At 40.3% G+C, this 19,672-nt stretch carries 20 protein-coding genes; 12 read left to right on the forward strand and 8 right to left on the reverse strand.

What is annotated here, in order from left to right; all coding sequences use genetic code 11:
- The first annotated feature begins 27 nt into the window (after positions 1-27).
- The 3 genes from dnaA to recF are packed head-to-tail and all read left to right on the forward strand — an operon-like array spanning position 28 to position 3,645.
- Positions 28-1,383 carry a chromosomal replication initiator protein DnaA gene (gene dnaA / locus ASU1_RS00005; RefSeq protein WP_014990834.1) on the forward strand — a complete coding sequence of 452 codons (1,356 nt, stop codon included), beginning with the start codon at positions 28-30 and terminating at the stop codon, positions 1,381-1,383.
- 16 nt (positions 1,384-1,399) lie between these two features.
- Complete coding sequence (dnaN, locus tag ASU1_RS00010) at positions 1,400-2,503, forward strand: DNA polymerase III subunit beta (RefSeq protein ID WP_005595575.1); 1,104 nt, start codon at positions 1,400-1,402, stop codon at positions 2,501-2,503.
- Between the two features lie 59 nt (positions 2,504-2,562).
- On the forward strand, positions 2,563-3,645 hold the full coding sequence (gene recF / locus ASU1_RS00015; RefSeq protein ID WP_014990835.1) for a DNA replication/repair protein RecF: 1,083 nt from the start codon (positions 2,563-2,565) through the stop codon (positions 3,643-3,645).
- Between the two features lie 66 nt (positions 3,646-3,711).
- On the opposite strand, the gene ASU1_RS00020 is transcribed toward recF, so the two are convergent.
- The gene (locus ASU1_RS00020; RefSeq protein WP_014990836.1) at positions 3,712-4,278 is read right to left on the reverse strand and encodes a superoxide dismutase family protein; all 567 of its coding nucleotides are present in this window, start codon (positions 4,276-4,278) and stop codon (positions 3,712-3,714) included.
- 185 nt (positions 4,279-4,463) lie between these two features.
- On the opposite strand from ASU1_RS00020, the gene asd reads away from it, so the two are divergent.
- Complete coding sequence (gene asd / locus ASU1_RS00025) at positions 4,464-5,576, forward strand: aspartate-semialdehyde dehydrogenase (protein WP_014990837.1); 1,113 nt, start codon at positions 4,464-4,466, stop codon at positions 5,574-5,576.
- 129 nt (positions 5,577-5,705) lie between these two features.
- On the opposite strand, the gene ASU1_RS00030 is transcribed toward asd, so the two are convergent.
- A complete protein-coding gene (locus ASU1_RS00030) occupies positions 5,706-6,836 on the reverse strand; it encodes a porin (RefSeq protein ID WP_014990838.1) in 1,131 nt (376 codons plus the stop codon).
- A 148-nt stretch (positions 6,837-6,984) separates the two neighbouring features.
- Here ASU1_RS00030 and lpxB point away from each other — a divergent pair, with 148 nt between their 5' ends.
- Together lpxB and sohB are read left to right on the forward strand one after the other, a co-directional pair.
- Positions 6,985-8,166, forward strand: coding sequence for a lipid-A-disaccharide synthase (gene lpxB, locus ASU1_RS00035; RefSeq protein ID WP_014990839.1), 1,182 nt, complete (start codon positions 6,985-6,987; stop codon positions 8,164-8,166).
- Positions 8,167-8,195: 29 nt separating this feature from the next.
- Positions 8,196-9,248, forward strand: a complete 1,053-nt coding sequence (gene sohB / locus ASU1_RS00040) for a protease SohB (RefSeq protein ID WP_014990840.1) — start codon at positions 8,196-8,198, stop codon at positions 9,246-9,248.
- A 57-nt stretch (positions 9,249-9,305) separates the two neighbouring features.
- Here the strand turns inward: sohB and mutM are convergent, their stop codons facing one another.
- The 6 genes from mutM to ispB form a co-directional block, all read right to left on the reverse strand.
- Positions 9,306-10,127 (reverse strand): bifunctional DNA-formamidopyrimidine glycosylase/DNA-(apurinic or apyrimidinic site) lyase, encoded by an 822-nt coding sequence (mutM, locus tag ASU1_RS00045; RefSeq protein WP_014990841.1) that lies wholly within the window; start codon positions 10,125-10,127, stop codon positions 9,306-9,308.
- A 58-nt stretch (positions 10,128-10,185) separates the two neighbouring features.
- On the reverse strand, positions 10,186-11,472 hold the full coding sequence (brnQ, locus tag ASU1_RS00050; RefSeq protein WP_039194749.1) for a branched-chain amino acid transport system II carrier protein: 1,287 nt from the start codon (positions 11,470-11,472) through the stop codon (positions 10,186-10,188).
- Between the two features lie 132 nt (positions 11,473-11,604).
- Positions 11,605-12,330 (reverse strand): 3-oxoacyl-ACP reductase FabG, encoded by a 726-nt coding sequence (fabG, locus tag ASU1_RS00055; RefSeq protein WP_014990843.1) that lies wholly within the window; start codon positions 12,328-12,330, stop codon positions 11,605-11,607.
- A 117-nt stretch (positions 12,331-12,447) separates the two neighbouring features.
- Positions 12,448-13,383, reverse strand: coding sequence for an ACP S-malonyltransferase (fabD, locus tag ASU1_RS00060; RefSeq protein WP_014990844.1), 936 nt, complete (start codon positions 13,381-13,383; stop codon positions 12,448-12,450).
- A 66-nt stretch (positions 13,384-13,449) separates the two neighbouring features.
- Complete coding sequence (locus ASU1_RS00065) at positions 13,450-14,196, reverse strand: epoxyqueuosine reductase QueH (RefSeq protein WP_039194751.1); 747 nt, start codon at positions 14,194-14,196, stop codon at positions 13,450-13,452.
- 36 nt (positions 14,197-14,232) lie between these two features.
- Complete coding sequence (gene ispB, locus ASU1_RS00070; RefSeq protein WP_014990846.1) at positions 14,233-15,228, reverse strand: octaprenyl diphosphate synthase; 996 nt, start codon at positions 15,226-15,228, stop codon at positions 14,233-14,235.
- A 298-nt stretch (positions 15,229-15,526) separates the two neighbouring features.
- Here ispB and ASU1_RS00075 point away from each other — a divergent pair, with 298 nt between their 5' ends.
- The 6 genes from ASU1_RS00075 to ASU1_RS00100 all read left to right on the forward strand — a co-directional run bounded on the left by ASU1_RS00075 (position 15,527) and on the right by ASU1_RS00100 (position 19,621).
- Complete coding sequence (locus ASU1_RS00075; protein ID WP_014990847.1) at positions 15,527-16,078, forward strand: NADPH-dependent FMN reductase; 552 nt, start codon at positions 15,527-15,529, stop codon at positions 16,076-16,078.
- Positions 16,079-16,301: 223 nt separating this feature from the next.
- Positions 16,302-16,715, forward strand: coding sequence for a DoxX family protein (locus ASU1_RS00080; protein ID WP_014990848.1), 414 nt, complete (start codon positions 16,302-16,304; stop codon positions 16,713-16,715).
- A 367-nt stretch (positions 16,716-17,082) separates the two neighbouring features.
- Complete coding sequence (gene rplU / locus ASU1_RS00085; protein ID WP_005618624.1) at positions 17,083-17,394, forward strand: 50S ribosomal protein L21; 312 nt, start codon at positions 17,083-17,085, stop codon at positions 17,392-17,394.
- Positions 17,395-17,414: 20 nt separating this feature from the next.
- Positions 17,415-17,672 (forward strand): 50S ribosomal protein L27, encoded by a 258-nt coding sequence (gene rpmA / locus ASU1_RS00090; protein ID WP_005621788.1) that lies wholly within the window; start codon positions 17,415-17,417, stop codon positions 17,670-17,672.
- Between the two features lie 36 nt (positions 17,673-17,708).
- Positions 17,709-18,686, forward strand: coding sequence for a DMT family transporter (locus ASU1_RS00095; RefSeq protein ID WP_179130576.1), 978 nt, complete (start codon positions 17,709-17,711; stop codon positions 18,684-18,686).
- Positions 18,687-18,697: 11 nt separating this feature from the next.
- Complete coding sequence (locus ASU1_RS00100) at positions 18,698-19,621, forward strand: DMT family transporter (RefSeq protein ID WP_014990850.1); 924 nt, start codon at positions 18,698-18,700, stop codon at positions 19,619-19,621.
- Positions 19,622-19,672: the final 51 nt, after the last annotated feature.

A 19,672-nucleotide genomic window follows, 5' to 3' on the forward strand; every position in this document is an offset into this window, starting at 1 on the left:
TTGACAGTTCATTTTAACTTTAATTCCTTGGAGCAAATCGTGTCTTCCCTTTGGTCTGATTGTCTTAATCACTTACAAACGAAAGTATCGCCGACTGATTACAGCACTTGGCTACGCCCTTTGCAGGCAAGTTTTGCAAACGGGGAGCTCACTCTTTATGCTCAAAATCAATTTGTTGAAAATTGGGTAAAAGATAAATTTTTGGCGGAGATCGTCGATCTTGCCCGCTTTTTATCTAAAAATGACAATTTAGCGGTTTCAATTCGTGTTGGTATTAAGCCGGCGGAACACAAACCGACTTCAGCCAGTACGACAAGCAACGATTCAAAAGAAGAAGTACAAGAAACCAATAAGAGTTTCAGAACAGGTTTAAACGAATCACTGACTTTCGAAAATTTCGTACAAGGTAAATCAAACCAATTAGCCAAAGCGGTTGCCCAACAAGTGGCGGATAATCCGGGTGAAAGCCACTGTAATCCGTTTTCACTTTACGGCGGTACCGGTTTGGGTAAAACCCACTTATTACATGCGGTCGGTAATGAAATTCTAAAACGTAACCCGCAAGCGAGAGTGGTCTATATTCACTCAGAGCGTTTTGTGCAGGATATGGTAAAAGCATTGAAGGGCAATACGATTGAGAATTTTAAGAAATTCTATCGTTCACTTGACGTGTTGATGATTGACGATATTCAATTCTTTGCTAATAAAGAAGCCTCGCAAGAAGAGTTTTTCCACACGTTTAATTCATTATTCGAGCGTAATAAACAGATTATTTTGGCTTCGGATAACTTCCCGAAAAATATTGAGAATATCGAAGAACGCATCAAATCTCGACTCAGTTGGGGGGTAAGTACCGCGATTGAACCACCTGAATTGGAAACCCGAGTGGCGATTCTGATGAAAAAAGCGGAAGAACGTGGGGTAGAGTTGCCGGAAGAAGTGGCATTTTTCATCGGACAAAAATTGCGTACCAATGTACGAGAATTAGAAGGTGCGCTAAACCGAGTGATTGCGTGGCGTAACTTTACTAAGCGTCAAATCACAATTGATGCGGTGCGTGAAGCGTTAAAAGATCTGATTGCTTCTTACGATCACTTAATTACGATTGAAAATATTCAAAAAACGGTTGCCGAATATTACAACATTAAAATGTCTGACTTAAAGTCAAAGAGTCGTACCCGTTCGGTTGCTCGTCCTCGTCAAATGGCGATGGCATTGGCAAAAGAATTAACCAATCACAGCTTACCGGAAATTGGTCGAGAATTTGGCGGACGTGATCACACTACCGTGATGCACGCTTGTAAAACGATTAATGAATTACGTGATACCGATAGCGGTATTCAAGAAGATTATACCAACTTAACCAGAAAATTATCGTCATAGGCGATAAGGGATTATTATGCAATTTACGATTACCAGAGAACAGTTACTTAAGCCTTTACAACAGGTCTGTGGCGTATTAAGCAGCCGCCCGACTTTGCCTGTGATTAATAATATTCTGCTTGAAATTGAAGGCGATCGCTTATCACTAACCGGAACGGACTTAGAAGTGGAATTAACCACGGTGGCAACCCTTGAACAAGCGGTCGATTTTGCCGGAAAATTTACCATTCCTGCGAAAAAATTTCTCGATATTTGCCGTAGTTTGCCGGAAGATAGCAGCATTTCGGTACAATTCGAAGAAGATCGTGCGTTAGTTAGAGCGGCTCGCAGTAAATTCAATTTAGCCACATTACCGGCAAGTGATTATCCGAATTTAATGGATTGGAAGCCGGAAGTGGATTTTTCGATTGAACAGTCCACCCTTGCTCGTTTGATTGATGCGACGCAATTCTCAATGGCGAACCAAGATGCGCGTTATTTCTTAAACGGTATGAAGTTCGAAACCGAAGGCAATTTATTGCGTACCGTAGCAACGGACGGACACCGTCTAGCGGTTTGTACCATGGCATTAAATCAAGAGTTATTAACTCATTCGGTCATTGTGCCTCGCAAAGCGGTATTAGAATTATCGCGCCTTGTCGCAGTGAGTGATGAAACGGTACGTTTAGAAATCGGTACCAGCAATTTACGTGTATCAATGAACGGTGTGGTGTTTACCTCTAAACTAATTGACGGGCGTTTCCCTGACTATCGCCGAGTATTACCACGCAATGCAGATCGCATTTTAGAAGCGGAAACCGAGGTGTTAAAACGTGCATTAATGCGTGCGGCAATTTTATCGAATGAAAAATTCCGTGGCGTGCGTTTAGCGTTAAGCGAAAACTTACTCAAAATTACCGCCAATAACCCGGAACAAGAAGAAGCGGAAGAGATCATTGACGTGGCATATCAAAGCCCGGAAATGGAAGTCGGCTTTAACGTGAGTTATTTGTTAGACGTGCTGAACACCTTAAAATGTGAACGTGTGCGTTTCAATTTGGTGGATGCAAGTTCAAGCTGCTTAATTGAAGATTGTGATAACAGCACTGCCGAATACGTTATTATGCCAATGCGTCTTTAATCCTATTTGCGGAGCTACAATTATTTCTGTGTAGCTCCGTGTTTTCCGTGGTTATTTTTATGCCCTTATCCAGATTAATCATCAATAATTTCCGTAATCTCCAATCTCTCGATCTTGAACTCAGTCCGAATTTTAATTTTATCGTAGGGCATAACGGCAGCGGTAAAACCAGTCTGCTGGAAGCGATTTTTTACTTAGGGCACGGTCGGTCATTTAAAAGCCATATCAGTAATCGAATCATAAACTATCAAGCTGAAGATTTTGTGTTACACGGTCGTATTGATGAAGGGCAACATCAATGGTCGGTCGGGATTCAGAAAAAACGTTCGGGTGATACCCTGTTAAAAATTAACGGCGAAGACGGTAATAAAATTTCTGATTTGGCGCACCTACTGCCGATGCAAGTAATTACGCCAGAAGGGCTAACCTTATTAAATGGTGGGCCGACTTTCCGTCGAGCGTTTTTAGACTGGGGGCTATTCCACCAATATACCGAATTTTATAGCTGTTGGGCGAATTTAAAACGTTTACTCAAGCAACGGAATGCCGCATTGCATCAAGTTCGTAGTTATGCCGAATTAAAGCCGTGGGATACTGAATTGGCGAAATTAGCGGAGATTGTCAGCCAAATGCGTGCGAACTATGCGGAAGCGTTACGACCGGAAATTGAGAAAACCTGTCAGTTTTTCTTACCTGAATTGGAAATAGGCGTGAGTTTCCATCAAGGCTGGGAGAAAGGTGCCGATTATGCTGAGATTCTTGCTCAAGGTTTTGAGCGAGATAAAGCGATGGGTTATACCATGATTGGCCCGCAAAAGGCGGATTTTCGCTTTCGGGCGAACGGTTTACCGGTGGAAGATGTGCTTTCTCGTGGGCAGCTTAAATTACTGATGTGTGCGTTGCGTTTGGCTCAAGGAGAATATTTAGTGGCGCAAAAAGAACGTCAGTGTTTATTCCTGATTGATGATTTTGCTTCCGAGTTAGATCCGACTAAACGAGAACTGTTAGCGCATCGTTTACGAGAAAGCGGTTCACAGGTGTTTGTGACAGCGATTACCAAAGACCAGCTAAACCAAATGCAATGGCAAGAAAGCGAGCAAGATAGACTGTTCCAGATTCAACAAGGGATGTTAACCAAATAACAAAAGGGGATGTGTTAAACATCCCCTTTTTCATACATTTAAATTTAATTATGTTATTTAATTACGCTATTTAATTACGCCACACGCCATACGAGGACCACCACCGCCTAATGCTGCTGGGTGATCAGAGTGATTATCACCGCCTGCGTGGATCATTAATGAATGACCTTTTACTTCCTCAAGTTTTGTTAAACGTGGTGCAAGTACAGGGTTGTTAGCCGAACCGTCTTGCATTACAGATAATGCCGGTAAATCGCCTAAGTGAGCATTATCAGACCATGGGAAGCCGTGTTGTTTGGTACCTTTAGGATCCCAGTGACCGCCGGCGCCTAAGCCTGCTACTAATTTGCCGTCTTTTTCTTTTGCTTCACAGCTTGGATTTTCATGAATATGGAAACCGTGTAAGCCTTGTGTAAGACCGGTTAAGTTTGGTGTAAATACTAAACCGTATGCCGATTCGGTAATTTCAACTGTACCGACATCTTTATTTCCGTTAACCGGATCAAGTTGCTGAACTTGTACTACGAGTTTCTCTGCATTCGGATTATCAGTAGCATGGTGGCCTGGATGTGCAGCAGCAAAAGCCGATGCGCTGAATAATGCTACAGAGAGCGCGAGTTTTGTGAATTTCATTGTAATTTCCTTTTAGTTTTAGTGTGAAAGGGGAGAATATTTTAGGTCGGTAAGCCCCATTTAACATATATTACCTGAATGACCTAAAATCGATTGCATTTTTGCATAAAATCTTGTATTTATCACATCTATTTCCAAAATAAATTCAAACACAACTTTGTACTTTTCAATTTAGGAGCAACACAATGCAAAATGTAGGTTTTATCGGTTGGCGTGGTATGGTCGGTTCAGTTTTAATGGATCGTATGGTTCAAGAAAACGACTTTGCAAACATTAACCCAATTTTTTTCACTACCTCACAAGCGGGTCAAAAAGCACCGGTTTTTGCGGGTAAAGATGCCGGTGATTTAAAGGACGCTTTCGATATTGAAGAACTTAAAAAGTTAGACATTATCGTGACTTGCCAAGGTGGCGATTACACTACCGAAGTGTATCCTAAATTACGTGCTGCAGGTTGGAACGGCTATTGGATTGATGCCGCATCAACCTTACGTATGGAAAAAGACGCAATTATCGTATTAGACCCTGTTAACCAGCATGTTATTACAGATGGTTTGAAAAATGGTGTAAAAACATTTGTTGGCGGTAACTGTACCGTAAGTTTAATGTTAATGGCGATCGGCGGCTTATTCGAAAAAGATTTAGTAGAGTGGGTTTCTGTCGCAACTTACCAAGCGGCTTCAGGCGCAGGTGCAAAAAATATGCGTGAGTTACTCTCACAAATGGGTGAATTAGAAGATTCTGTAAAAGCGGAATTAGCAAACCCTGCCTCATCAATTTTAGATATTGAGCGCAAAGTAACAGCGAAAATGCGTGAAGACAGCTTCCCAACCGATAACTTCGGTGCGCCGCTTGCTGGTAGCTTAATTCCTTGGATCGATAAATTATTAGAAAGCGGTCAAACCAAAGAAGAATGGAAAGGTTATGCGGAAACTAACAAAATTTTAGGTTTAAGCGATAACCCGATTCCAGTTGACGGTTTATGTGTGCGTATCGGTGCATTACGTTGCCACAGCCAAGCATTTACTATTAAACTGAAAAAAGACCTACCGTTAGCGGAAATCGAGCAAATTATTGCGGCGCATAACGAATGGGTGAAAGTGATTCCAAACGACAAAGAAACTACTTTACGTGAATTAACACCGGCGAAAGTGACCGGTACATTAAGCGTTCCGGTTGGTCGTTTACGTAAATTAGCAATGGGGCCTGAATATCTTGCGGCATTTACCGTAGGTGACCAATTATTATGGGGTGCGGCAGAGCCGGTACGTCGTATCTTAGTTCAATTAACCAAATAATTCGGATTAATTAGAGACGGACAAGCGGTCGGATTTTGCAAAAAAATTGCAAATTTTGACCGCTTATTTATTGCAATAAAAAGCCCAAGCAACTCTGCTTGGGCTTTAGCTTTCGATGATTCTCTGAAATTACCAATAAGCACGGAAACCAACAACTGTTGTATAGTCACGTGATTTATTTACACCACGTGCTACTTTAGCTTCTGGATGTTTAGTGCGAGTAGCTTGCCATTCTACGAAAAGTTTGGTTTTTAACTGATCAACCACTTTTGGTAAGTAGTATTCGGTACCCACCATAAATTGGTGTTTTCTTTCGTTATTGTCTCGACCAATCGCACGTTCAAGCTTATTGGTTTTGTAAGCATACATACCGTATGCACGCCAGTCATCAGTTAAACGATGATAAACAAGGGTACGCACTTCTTTCTCTGTACGTTCATTGCCTTGTACCGATTGGTTTTCGGTTTTACGACGTTCTAAGTCGACACCGAATGTAGTTTTATCGTAAGTATATGCCGCACCGACCGAATAAGCATTACGGTTATAAGCCGGTGCCGAACCGATACCTTCAAAACGCTCACGTGAGAAACCGGTCGCCACTTGTACGCTTTGTACGTCATCAAATTTATAATTATAAATTGAACCGAAGCCCCATACATTTTTGCGATCTTGGCTTAAATCCATATTCGTATTTGAACGTTGGCTATGACCGCCATAGTACGCACCAACTTTTAAGCCTTCAATACCTTTGTAAACATACTGAACTGAACGACGAGCGCCAGAAACTAATAAACCGTCTGATAAGCTTAAGGTATTTGGAATATCGGTTTGTTTTACTTCATCGGTGATCACGGTTTGGTTACCATAAGTCACTTCACCATATTGCTTATGACCTAAACCTGCGTAAAGTTGATGAGCATAAATATGATCAAAATCGTGTTGAGAACTAGATACACCACGTTCGTCCGCACCACGTAAACGCCATTCTACACGGCCTAAAGCATAGAAGCCGCTACCAAGTTGTTGGGTTAAACGGAGGCCGAAACGTGAGCCGTTATTTTGTACCGGTTTATTTACGTGGTTACGAACTGCCGAACCGTTTTGGTAAGTGTCTTTGGCTGAGGTACTTGTCCATTTTAAACGAGCAGAACCGATAAATTCCGCTTTAGTACCAGTTGAGTCTAAGTTAAATAATTCAACCGCTGATGCCGAGCTTGCCATAAAAGCAGAAGCGAAAAGGGCTAATGCTGTTTTTTTCATATTCACTCCAAATGAAATATAAATCAAAGGCTATAGTTTACTTGGAGTGAAAAATTCAATCAATGTGATTTTGTTAGTTTATATTGTGATTGGTTATAATCAGCCTATAATAAAAGTAATTAAATGAATAATTAATGAGAGTGAAATTATGATGACAAAAGAAGCGCCTCTTATTGCTCTAGTTGCCGGTGAGATTTCTGGTGATATTCTTGGTGCCGGGTTGATTAACGCCCTTAAATTACATTATCCGAATGCCCGTTTTATTGGAGTTGCTGGCCCGCGAATGATACAAGCCGGTTGTGAAACCTTATTCGATATGGAAGAGCTGGCGGTGATGGGGTTAGCAGAAGTGGTAAAACATTTGCCTCGTTTGCTCAAACGTCGTAAGCAAGTGATTGAAACAATGCTGGCGGAAAAACCGGATATTTTTATTGGTATTGATGCCCCTGATTTTAATTTAACGGTTGAAGAAAAACTCAAAGCGAGTGGAATTAAGACTATTCATTATGTTAGCCCATCGGTTTGGGCATGGCGTCAGAGCCGTGTACATAAAATTGCACGAGCGACCAACTTAGTATTGGCATTTTTACCGTTTGAGAAAGCGTTCTATGATCGTTTTAATGTGCCTTGCCGTTTTATCGGTCATACAATGGCGGATGCGATTGCGCTAAAGCCGAACCGTTCTGAAGCTTGTGCAGCTTTGGAATTAGATGAAACAAAACGTTATCTTGCAATTTTAGTGGGTAGCCGAGCAAGCGAAGTTGGCTTTTTAACAGAGCCGTTTTTAAAAGCCGCACAGATTCTTAAACAGAGATATCCGGAATTAGAATTTTTAGTGCCGTTAGTTAATGATAAGCGCATTGCCCAATTTGAACAGATTAAAGCGCAAATTACGCCGGATCTGGGGGTGAAAATTCTTAAAGGCAATGCTCGCCAAGCGATGATTGCGGCAGAAGCCACCTTGCTTGCTTCCGGTACTGCGGCGTTAGAAGGAATGTTGTGCAAATCACCGATGGTAGTGGGTTACAAAATGAAAGCTAGCACTTACTGGCTGGCTAAACGTTTAGTGAAAACTAAATATATTTCCTTACCTAATCTATTAGCGGACGAAATGTTAGTGCCTGAATTAATTCAAGACGAATGTAATCCGGAAAATTTAGCATGGTATTTGGGTAATTATTTGGCGGATGATGCAGACCATAAAAAACAGCGAAACGAATTAAAACAACGTTTTACTGAATTACATAAACTGATTCAATGTGATGCGGATACACAGGCGGCACAAGCGGTGGTCGATGTGTTAGAAGCGGAAACAAGCGGTCAAAATTAATTCTATTTTTACAAAAGGAATCTCACAGAATGTGGAAAGAAATTTTACTTAATTACGGTATTTTCTTATTGGAATTACTTACGATATTCGGCATTGTTGCGGTTGTTGTTATGTTGATTTTAGAAGCGAAAAAACAACCTGAAAATGGCGTAATTTCCATGACGAATTTAACCGAAAAATATAAAGAACAGCAAAAAGCTTTAGCGAGTTTTTTCCTCAGCGAAGAAGAGCAGAAACAGCAGGAAAAAGATGAGAAAAAAGCCGCTAAAGAAAAAGCGAAAGCAGAGAAAAAACGCCTTAAAGAAGGCGGAGAGAAAACCGAAGCGGAAAAATCTCGCCTATTCGTTTTGAAATTTAACGGTGACGTACAAGCCAGTGCGGTTAATGCATTAGCTAAAGAGATTAGTGCGGTACTATCACTAGCTAAAGCGGAAGATGAAGTGTTGCTTAAATTGGAAAGCCCGGGTGGTGTAGTTCACGGCTATGGCTTAGCGGCGTCACAGTTACAGCGTTTACGTGATCACAATATTCCACTCACGGTTGCAGTAGATAAAGTAGCGGCGAGCGGCGGCTATATGATGGCGTGTGTGGCGAATAAAATTGTTTCGGCACCTTTTGCGATTATCGGTTCAGTTGGTGTGGTGGCACAAGTGCCGAATATCCATCGTTTACTGAAAAAACACGATATTGATGTAGATGTAATGACTGCCGGTGAGTATAAACGCACAGTCACTTTAGTCGGTGAAAATACTGAGAAAGGCAAACAAAAATTCCAGCAAGAATTGGAAGAAACTCATGAATTATTCAAACAATTTGTGGTACAAAATCGTCCGCAATTAGAGATTGAAAAAATTGCTACCGGCGAACATTGGTTCGGTAAACAAGCATTGGCGCTTAATTTAGTCGATGAAATTTCAACAAGTGATGATTTATTGTTGAATGCGGTAAAAGAAAAAGAGGTGATTGAGCTAAGTTTCAAAGAGAAGAAAAATCTGACTCAGCGTTTAGGCGTACAAATGGAGCAATCAGTAGAAAATATTATTGCGAAGTTACTACATAAAAACCGTACACCAATGATGTAAGGTTTAGCTTGATAAAAAAGCGGTCGAATTTGACCGCTTTTTTACGATTACTATGAGCTAACGAGGTAGCTTTTGGCAGTGAGGACAGAAATAACTGTTACGCTGCCCGATAATTTTGGCTTCAATCGCTGTGCCGCAGTCATTACAAGCTTCGCCTTTGCGGCCGTAAACTTGCAACACTTGGGTGAAATAACCCGGTTTCCCGTCCGGTTGAATAAAATCTTTCAGTGTCGTTCCGCCTTGAATAATCGCTTTAGTCAGCACTTCTTTAATCACTTTCACTAAGCGCTCGCATTGCTTTTCCGTCAGATTTTGCGTAGCAAGCTCCGGATGAATTCCTGCTATAAACAGTGATTCACAAGCGTAGATATTACCTACACCCACCACGATATCGTTATTCATAATAAAGTTTTTGACTGCCACGGTTTTGTTACGGCTTCGAGTAAATAAATACTCGGCTGTAAATGCTTCGGAAAGTGGTTCCGGTCCTAAGCGAGTAATAAGCTCGTGTTGTTCGGCATTTTGAGTCCACAGCCAACAACCGAATTTACGTGGATCGTTATAACGTAGAATGGTGCCGTCTTGTGTGATGAGATCAACATGATCATGTGTGCCTGCCGTTTGTTGATTTTCCGGCAAAATACTTAGTGAGCCGGACATTCCCAAGTGAATCAAAATATCGCCTTGTGTAGTATGTAAAATTAAATATTTGGCACGGCGAGAGAGTGAAACGATTTTTGCACCTTGCATTTGTTGTAATTCATTGGAAATCGCCCAACGCAATTTATTGGTTCGAATCACAATTTGTTTAATCGTTTTACCTTGTAAATAAGGTTCCACGCCTCGTAAGCTGGTTTCAACTTCCGGTAATTCAGGCATATATTTTCTCCAAAGATTTGAGATAAACAAAGGGCAAGGATAACCTTGCCCAAGATAATTATTTCGCTCTTACGAAACGACTAAGGATTGCACCAATCAATAATCCGCCAACTGCAAACGGTAGCCACTCCATTGAGTATGCTTTAAGCGGTAAGTTTTCGGTAAAACTTACACCAGCAACAGAGAGAATCGATATGATGGTTACCAGAATCAACGAAGTACGTAATGCTAATAATGGAAGCTGTACAAACAGATTCAATAACAGTAAGAAAATAACTGACATTGCAATTGGGTAAAGTACCAGTAAAACCGGAATTGATTTACTGATTACCGCACTTAATCCTTGGTTTGCTAAACCAAAACCAATTAAGGTACAGATAATTGCATAAGTCTTATAAGAGATTTTCGGGAAAATTTCATTGAAGTATTCGCTTACCGAAACAATCAGTCCAATTGCTGTGGTTAAACAGGCAAGTGAAACAATCGCACCTAAAAGTGTTCTACCTAAATCACCGAATGCTTGGGTTGCCGCAACGTTCAAGATATAAGTACCTAAATCTTGCTTCTTCGTAGCTAAATCTGCCACAACTTCAGCAGAAATGGGTAATTTATTACCAATCCAGCCGATAGATAAGTAAATTAACGCTAATAAAATTGCTGCAATTACCCCCGCCATCGCAGTTTGTTTGCTCAATGCTTTTTCGTTAGAAAAACCTTTGTTTTTAATTGCATTGATCACAATCACCGAGAAGGCAACAGAAGCTAGGGCATCCATGGTGTTATAACCGGCTAAGATGCCGTTTACCATTGGTGCTTCCATCACATTGGCGCTTGACGGATTATTTGAGAGTAAAGCGATACCACTGATAACTAGCGCAAGAATCGCAATTAATAGTAAAGGCGTTAAAATCGAACCGATTCTTTCCACCATTTTTGACGGATTTAAACCAATCCAAATTGCTAATGCAAAATAGATTAAAGTAAAAAGCAATAGAGAAATCGGCGTTTGTTCGCCTAAAAACGGTAAAATTGCCATTTCGTAAGCGGTTGCCGCTGTACGCGGAATCGCAAAGAAAGGTCCGATAGTTAAGTAAATCGCTACTAAGAATAATAGAGAAAACCAAGGATGAATACGTTGTAAGGCTGCTTTATAACCACCTTTATAAGACGCACTTACAATAATACCGAGTAACGGTAAACCAACGCCGGTAATGACGAATCCAATAGTTGCAATCCAGAAATCCGCACCGCTTTCAAAACCTAATTTCGGCGGAAAAATTAAATTGCCCGCCCCAAAGAAAATGGCAAACAGCATAAAGCCGACCACAAATGTATTTTTAGTCATATACATACCACACTTTTAATTTGTTTATAAACAAATATTAAACACGAAAGGAAAAACAGAAACCCGAAAAATAGCAAAACCGAACTTTACCGAAAAAGTAAAGTTCGGCTAAAAATAGACCGCTTGTAGCGGTTAGTTCATATATAAACCACCATTTACATGGATAGTTTCGCCAGTGATATATTTCGCATCATCACTTGCTAAGAATGCGACCGCTTTCGCAATATCTTGCGCCGAACCTAATTGACCTGCTGGAATTTGACTTAAGATCGCTTGTTTTTGATCTTCGTTTAATTCATCAGTCATATCGGTTGCGATAAAGCCTGGAGCAACAACGTTTACCGTAATGCCACGAGAAGCGACTTCTTTCGCTAATGATTTCGAGAAACCGACTAAACCGGCTTTTGCCGCACAGTAGTTGGTTTGACCTGGGTTGCCCATTGAGCCGACAACTGAACCGATAGTAATGATTCGACCGCCTTTTTTCATCATTGGACGTAATACTGCTTTAGATAAGCGATAAACAGAAGTTAAATTGGTTTGGATAATGTCGAACCAATCATCTTCTTTCATACGCATCAATAAACCATCACGAGTGATACCTGCATTGTTTACTAAAATATCAACATCACCGAAATCCGCTTTGATTTGTGCCAATACAGCTTCAATAGAGTCCGCATCTGTTACGTTTAACACTAAACCTTTACCTTTATCACCTAAGTATGCAGAAATACTTTCCGCACCTTTTTCCGATGTTGCCGTACCAATCACGGTTGCACCTTTTGCAGCTAATTCTTCTGCGATAGCTTTACCAATACCACGAGTTGCACCCGTTACTAATGCGATTTTACCTTGCATTTTTTTCTCCTATAAAAAGTTCCCCTCTTTAGTAAAGGGGAGGAGGGGAGATAAGTGTGATGTTGAAGATCCTAAAAATCTCCCCCAGCCCCTCTTTTCAAAGAGGGGTGTTAATCATTATGCTGAAACAGCCTCTAATGAAGCTACATCATTGACTGCTTTGGCATTTAACTCTTTTACGATACGACCAGCTAAACCGGTTAAGACTTTACCTGGGCCGATTTCATAAAGCGTTGTAACACCTTCATTCGCCATTTTTTCTACCGTTTCAGTCCAACGAACTGGGCTATAAAGTTGGCGAACTAATGCATTACGAATTGCTTCAGCATCGGTCTCTACACTAACATCAACATTGTTAATAACTGGTACAACCGGTACGTTTAACGTGATATTTTGTAATGCTTCGGTTAATTTATCTGCAGCTGGTTTCATTAATGCACAGTGAGAAGGCACGCTTACCGCTAATGGTAATGCACGTTTTGCACCTGCCGCTTTACATAATTCCCCTGCTTTTTCTGCAGCCGCTTTTGTACCTGCAATCACTACTTGCCCTGGGCTATTGAAGTTTACTGCTGAAACGATTTCACCGACTTCCGCTTGAGCTTGTTCACAAGCATTAATAATCGCTTGGTTATCTAAGCCGATAATCGCATACATTGCACCTGTACCAGCCGGTACAGCTTGTTGCATTGCATTGCCGCGTAATTCCACTAATTTGATTGCATCTTGGAAATTTAATACGCCTGCACAAACTAATGCTGAGTATTCACCTAAGCTATGACCTGCCATTACAGACGGTTTTAATTCAGGGTATTTTTGTTGCCACACACGATAAATCGCAACCGATGATGCTAAAAGTGCCGGTTGGGTACGTTGTGTTTGACCTAAATCTTCTGCGGTACCGTTTTGGACTAAATCCCAAAGATCATAACCTAAAACATCAGAAGCTTGTTTGAAGGTTTCTTCAACAATTGGGTATGCAGTTGCAAGATCCGCTAACATTCCGACCGCTTGTGAGCCTTGACCTGGAAATACCATTGCAAAATTTGACATATTTTTTCCTCTTATTTATAAATTTGGTACTGAGGACACACGGCGTGCGTCCGTTATGAATAATGCTTAATCTGGTGAATAATAAAGTTTACCGATTTCAATACGCTGACGACCGGTTTCTAAACGCCATTTATTTGAATCACGTAAAGAATAGGCGCAACCGCAGTATTCTTGCTGATAGAAACGTTCACGTTTACTGATTTCGATCATACGCTGCGAACCGCCGTTTTTACGCCAGTTGTAATCCCAATAAACCACATCATCAAATTTAGCGGCGGCACGATGCCCGCAGTCGTTGATTTGGTTCATATCTTTCCAGCGTGAAATGCCTAAGCAGCTGGTATAAACCGGAAAACCGTTGTTATGTGCGTATTCCGCCGCTTTCTCAAAACGCATATCAAAGCACATCGTACAGCGGATACCACGCTCCGGCTCCCACTCCATTCCTTCCGCTTTTTTAAACCATTCACGGCGGTCATTTTCGTAATCATCATCGAAATCAATGAACGGAATACCCCATTTCTCGGCAAAGCGAATATTTTCCTCTTTACGAATCAGATATTCTTTCATCGGATGAATGTTCGGATTGTAGAAATAGATAGTAAATTCGATACCTGATGCGTGGATTGCTTCCATCACTTCACCGGAACAAGGCGCACAGCAAGAGTGCAGCAATAATTTGTTATGTCCGCCCGGAAGCGTTAATTTTTCACGCACAAAAGGTGCGTTCGGATCTTTGCCTTTACGCGTTAGCTTTTTCTTTTGTTGCAACGCTTGTTTATGCTCTAAAGGTTGTTGATTTTGTTCTGTCATAAAAGTTGTAAAAAATTCTCAAAATTTGACCGCTTATTAATACGAACGATCGACCGATAAATAAGCAAGAGAAATTAACGCTTGTTTGTATTCGCTTTCCGGTAAAACTGTAAGCGCATCAACTGCTTTTTGTGCTTCTTGCTTAGCGCGCGTCATTGCATAATCAAGTGATTGGTGTTCCGCCATAATTTCTAATACAGCTGGAATTTGTTCACGTTCCCCGCCATTTTCAATTGCTGAACGAATCATATCCACTTGAGCTTGGTTACCTTTCGCTTGTGCGGCGTGCATAGCGTGTAGCAATGGTAAAGTCGGTTTACCTTCAACGAAATCATCACCGACATTTTTACCGAAGCTTTCCGCTTTTGCTGAGTAATCTAAAATATCATCAATTAATTGGAATGCGGTACCGAGATAACAACCGTAATCTTTCAACGCCGTTTCAACCGATTTTTCTACCCCAGCCACAATGGCAACACATTGCGTTGCCGCTTCAAATAGGCGTGCGGTTTTATTGTAGATAACACGCATATAATTCGCTTCGGTAGTATTCGGATCATTCACATTCATCAGCTGCTGGACTTCACCTTCGGCAAGCGCATTGGTGGCAGCAGACATCACTTTTAACACTTCAAGCGAATCAACACTGGTCATCATTTGGAATGAGCGTGTGTAAATGAAATCGCCAACCAATACGCTTGCTGCATTTCCGAAGGTTGCGTTGGCAGTAGCTCGGCCTCGACGCATATCCGACTCATCAACCACATCATCATGCAATAAAGTGGCGGTATGGACAAATTCAATAAAAGCCGCACAAGTAACGTGTTTATTGCCACGGTAACCTAAAGCGTTAGCGGCAAGTACCGCAATTAATGGGCGAATACGTTTGCCACCACCGGCAATAATATAATGGCCTAATTGGTTGATTAAAACGACTTCGGAGTTAAGCTGAGCGAGAATCTCAGCATCTACCGCTTGCATATCTTGCTTCGCAAGCGCTTGAATTTGCTCGAGTGTTAATAGCGTTGTCATTTCGTTCTCATATTAAATGTGAAAATTTGGCGGCAATTCTACCTTAAATCTGACAAGCTTCAAAAAAGAATCGAAAAAAGCGGTCAATTTCATCAATTTTTTTACAAAACGGCGGATAAGTCTCTTGATGTTTTAACGATATATTCTTTTCTGAAGTTTGGTAAAATCTGAAAATTGCTTAGATTGTTTACTCAGAGTAAATAGTCTATCAACTTTGATCTATCTAAACATAAGGAAAATTATTTTGTAGAATGGTATTCGAAAATTTCATTCATCTTTAGAATCTAGGACATTAATTATGGCAAAACAAATCGCAGTTTTAGTTGGTAGTGGTAGTAAAACATCAATCAGTCAGTTAGTTGCAAATCACTTAAAAAGTGTTGCACCGGCAAGTATTCAATTAAATTTCGTTAATATTGCGGATCTTCCTTTATATGATCGTGATTTAGATGAGAACAGCCCTGATGCATACACTCGTTTGCGTAATGCAATTGAACAAGCTGATGGTGTATTACTGATTACACCAGAACATAATGGCGGTATGTCAGCAATGATTAAAAATGCAATCGATGTGGGTTCACGTCCGATGGGTCAAAGCAAATGGCTTGGCAAACCTGCCGGTATCGTTTCTGTTGCAGCGGGAATGTCTGGCGGTGTAAGAGCAGCGGATCAATTACGTGTTATTGCTTCCGGTGCTTTTATTAATATGCCGGTTGCGCCATTTGCAGCGAATGTTGGCGGAATTTTCAATGGTGTATTTAACGAAAATGGTGAGGTTGTTTCTGAAGCTGTAGCAGGGATGTTAAAAGGCTTTATTGACGGCTATGCTGATTTTGTCGCTAAATTCTAATCAATTCATATAAGACTTCTATATTACAACTACTTAATCAAGCGGTTTAATTTTTGCAAAATTTTGCGGAAATTTAACCGCTTTTTTGTTGTTTATACTATTGTTAATTGTTTCAAAATTGGAAATAGTCTATCAACAAAAAGGTTATTTATCTTCTATTTTTCAATAGATAAAATACCTACCTCTTTATTGTTCAGTCTTATTATTTAAAGGAAAGCAAAATATGAACTCAAACTTAGAAAAATTTACGCCATACGCATTAGCATTATTACGTATTGTTGCAGCTTATATGTTCTTACTACACGGTACGGCAAAATTCTTTGAATTTCCCGTATCGATGACAGGCGGTAACGGTGCAGTACCATTAATGTCAATGTACGGTATCGGCGGTATTTTAGAAATCGGTGGTGGTATTTTATTACTTTTAGGCTTATTCACTCGCCCAGTTGCCTTTTTACTTTCAGGTATGATGGCATATGCATATTTCTTTATGCACGCAACGGCGGAGAATATTGCCCTCCCTCTAGTAAACCAGGGTGAATTAGCGCTGTTATACTCGGTGGTATTCTTCTTATTAGTGTTTGTCGGTGCAGGCGCATTTGCATTAGATAATAAACGTCAAAACCTCAACAAATAAGGCTTTTAGCCGATAAAAAAGTGAAGCGGTCATTTTTTGCAAAAAATTTGCAGAATTTGGCCGCTTTTTTGTTATAATAGCTTTATCTAAAAATCGAGAGGGTAGAAGCTGCGGTTTTGTCGTCTATTTCATAGAATTAAAACGAAAAAACACGTGGTTTTTTAGGTTAATAACAGGCAAAAATAATGCTTATGACTTTCTTTAATGCCTAAAATCGGACATAAGAAAAGATAACGCAGAAATTTTTTCATTTTTCTGAAAATGGTTCTTGCTCTTTGCATAGTTTTTGCGTAGAATTGACCACCTATTTTATATGAATTTAAGAGTGCCTAAGCAAAAGCGATTGGCACAAATTAGCGGAGTAAATATGTACGCAGTTTTCCAAAGTGGCGGCAAACAACACCGAGTAAGTGAAGGTCAAGTAGTTCGTTTAGAGAAACTTGAAATCGCAACTGGTGAGAAAGTTGAATTTGACTCAGTGTTAATGGTCGTTAACGGTGAAGATGTTAAAATTGGTGCACCAGTAGTTGCTGGTGCAAAAGTAGTGGCTGAAGTTGTAGCGCAAGGTCGTGGCGATAAAGTTAAAATCGTTAAGTTCCGTCGTCGTAAACACAGCCGTAAACAACAAGGTCATCGTCAGTGGTTCACAGAAGTGAAAATCACTGGGATTCAAGCATAATTTCAGAGGAGATCAAGTAGATGGCAACTAAAAAAGCTGGTGGTTCAACTCGTAACGGTCGTGATTCTGAAGCTAAACGCCTTGGTGTTAAACGTTTTGGTGGCGAATCTGTATTAGCAGGTAGCATCATCGTTCGTCAACGTGGTACTAAATTCCACGCTGGTAGCAATGTTGGTATGGGTAAAGACCACACTTTATTCGCAACTGCTGACGGTAAAGTTAAATTTGAAGTGAAAGGCGAGAAAAATCGCAAATACGTAAGCATCGTTGCTGAGTAATTCATTTCAATATAGATTTGAAATAAAACCCCACGAATGTGGGGTTTTTTCTTACCTTTTTTCCAACCTTATAAAAAATCCATGAAACAACAACCCTTGCTTGGCTTTTTATTTTCTTTGATAGCCATTCTGATGTGGGGAATGCTACCGCTTGCGATTAAACAAGTTCTAAAATCACTCGATTCTCAAACGATTGTTTGGTTTCGATTCTTAGTCGCAACGCTTGGTGTTTTCGCCATGCTTGCTTTGGCAAAAAAATTACCAAATTTGACCGCTTTCTTTCGCCAATATCACAGGTTGTGGTTAATCGGGGTCATTGGATTGTCTTGCAATTTCTTCCTATTTAATCTCGCCTTAAATTATATTCCGGCTGCAACCAGTCAAGTTCTTAGTCCGCTTTCTTCTTTTGTGATGATTGCATTGGGGGTTGTATTGTTTAAAGAAACAATCGGTATCCATCAAAAAATTGGTTTTGTATTGGTGGTTAGCGGTTTGGTGATGTTTTTTAATAACCGTTTTGCCGACTTAATCGCGATGAACAGTTATGCATACGGTGTATTACTTGGTATTTGTGCAAGTTTGATTTGGATTGGCTATAGTTTGTCGCAAAAAATCATGTTGGCGCATTTTAGTTCGCAACAAATTTTGTTATTGATTTATTTTGGTTGTACCTTAGTCTTTACGCCTTTTGCACATATGGGAGAATTAGCTAAATTAGATTTAGCTGCTTGGGGCTGGTTAGGATTCTGTGGCATTAACACCGTTATTGCTTATGGCTGTTATGCTGAAGCATTAAATCGCTGGGAAGTTTCTAAGGTAAGTTTAATGATGACGCAAATTCCGATCCTGACTATTATGCTGACTGCATTAAGTTATGCAATTTCGCCAGAGCTATTTGAAGCGCCAGACTTGAATGGATTAAGCTATATTGGGGCGATTACGGTAGTTTCCGGTGCTATGCTTTCTGCTGTTGGACATAAATTATTTTATCGTAATCAACTCCGCAAAAAATAATAGGAATAAGAATGCAACAAAGACCCTTACTCGGATTTTCACTTGCATTGCTCGCAACAGCAACATGGGGATCGTTACCGATGATGGCACAGCAAGTTTTAAAATATGTTGATGCACAAACATTGGTGTGGAGTCGCTTCGTGGTTGCAGCGGCAGTGCTAGGGTTACTCTTACTTGCGACATACCGCTTACCAAAATTAGCAAAACTTACGCTAAAAGATGGGGGGGGGTGTTTAGGTGTTATTGGATTATCGATTAACTTTGTATTATTTGCTGATGCACTTAACTATATTTCACCAACTACAGATCAAGTACTATGGCAATTAGCGCCGTTTACTATGATTTTATGTGGTGTTTTATTTTTTAAAGAGCAATTAAAATTTTTCCAAAAAATAGGCTTTGCATTGTTAGTTATTGGTCTGATTGCATTCTTTAATGATCATTTTGATGAGATTCTGCAATTTGATACTTACGCTTGGGGAATTTTGCTGGGGTCAGGTGCAAGTACGATTTGGGTTATATATGGTATTGCACAGAAATTATTGCTTAGAAAGCTAAGTTCGCAACAAGTTTTAATGATTATTTATATTGGTTGTAGCTTATTACTTGCGCCGCTTGCGACACCAACCGAATTAGAACAATTAAGAGGCTTCCCTTTAATCTGCTTTATTTATTGTTGTTGTAATACTTTAGTTGGTTATGGTGCTTATGGTGAGGCGTTAAACCATTGGGATACTTCCAAGGTGAGTGTAGTTACTACAATGATTCCAGTTTTCACGATGATTTTTGCTTTTATCGGGCATTATTTTTTCCCAAATACGTTTGATAATCCGGATATGAATTTAGTTAGCTATATTGGTGCATTCATTGTGGTAATTGGAGCGATGTTAGCCGCAGTAGGGGATAAGCTATTGGTAAAAAAATCAGAAAAATAGACCGCTTGTTAGGGTAATATTCTTCAATATATCAGCCAAGAAAAAAGTGAT

The organism is Actinobacillus suis ATCC 33415 (assembly GCF_000739435.1).
GTDB classification, from domain to species: Bacteria; Pseudomonadota; Gammaproteobacteria; order Enterobacterales; family Pasteurellaceae; genus Actinobacillus; species Actinobacillus suis.

Bases quoted from the DNA above. Each gene is read 5' to 3' on its own strand.
- dnaN (WP_005595575.1), top strand. From the start codon at position 1,400: ATGCAATTTACGATTACCAGAGAACAGTTACTTAAGCCTTTACAACAG.
- recF (WP_014990835.1), top strand. From the start codon at position 2,563: ATGCCCTTATCCAGATTAATCATCAATAATTTCCGTAATCTCCAATCT.
- ASU1_RS00020 (WP_014990836.1), bottom strand. From the start codon at position 4,278: ATGAAATTCACAAAACTCGCGCTCTCTGTAGCATTATTCAGCGCATCG.
- asd (WP_014990837.1), top strand. From the start codon at position 4,464: ATGCAAAATGTAGGTTTTATCGGTTGGCGTGGTATGGTCGGTTCAGTT.
- ASU1_RS00030 (WP_014990838.1), bottom strand. From the start codon at position 6,836: ATGAAAAAAACAGCATTAGCCCTTTTCGCTTCTGCTTTTATGGCAAGC.
- lpxB (WP_014990839.1), top strand. From the start codon at position 6,985: ATGATGACAAAAGAAGCGCCTCTTATTGCTCTAGTTGCCGGTGAGATT.
- sohB (WP_014990840.1), top strand. From the start codon at position 8,196: ATGTGGAAAGAAATTTTACTTAATTACGGTATTTTCTTATTGGAATTA.
- mutM (WP_014990841.1), bottom strand. From the start codon at position 10,127: ATGCCTGAATTACCGGAAGTTGAAACCAGCTTACGAGGCGTGGAACCT.
- brnQ (WP_039194749.1), bottom strand. From the start codon at position 11,472: ATGACTAAAAATACATTTGTGGTCGGCTTTATGCTGTTTGCCATTTTC.
- fabG (WP_014990843.1), bottom strand. From the start codon at position 12,330: ATGCAAGGTAAAATCGCATTAGTAACGGGTGCAACTCGTGGTATTGGT.
- fabD (WP_014990844.1), bottom strand. From the start codon at position 13,383: ATGTCAAATTTTGCAATGGTATTTCCAGGTCAAGGCTCACAAGCGGTC.
- ASU1_RS00065 (WP_039194751.1), bottom strand. From the start codon at position 14,196: ATGACAGAACAAAATCAACAACCTTTAGAGCATAAACAAGCGTTGCAA.
- ispB (WP_014990846.1), bottom strand. From the start codon at position 15,228: ATGACAACGCTATTAACACTCGAGCAAATTCAAGCGCTTGCGAAGCAA.
- ASU1_RS00075 (WP_014990847.1), top strand. From the start codon at position 15,527: ATGGCAAAACAAATCGCAGTTTTAGTTGGTAGTGGTAGTAAAACATCA.
- ASU1_RS00080 (WP_014990848.1), top strand. From the start codon at position 16,302: ATGAACTCAAACTTAGAAAAATTTACGCCATACGCATTAGCATTATTA.
- rplU (WP_005618624.1), top strand. From the start codon at position 17,083: ATGTACGCAGTTTTCCAAAGTGGCGGCAAACAACACCGAGTAAGTGAA.
- rpmA (WP_005621788.1), top strand. From the start codon at position 17,415: ATGGCAACTAAAAAAGCTGGTGGTTCAACTCGTAACGGTCGTGATTCT.
- ASU1_RS00095 (WP_179130576.1), top strand. From the start codon at position 17,709: ATGTGGGGTTTTTTCTTACCTTTTTTCCAACCTTATAAAAAATCCATG.
- ASU1_RS00100 (WP_014990850.1), top strand. From the start codon at position 18,698: ATGCAACAAAGACCCTTACTCGGATTTTCACTTGCATTGCTCGCAACA.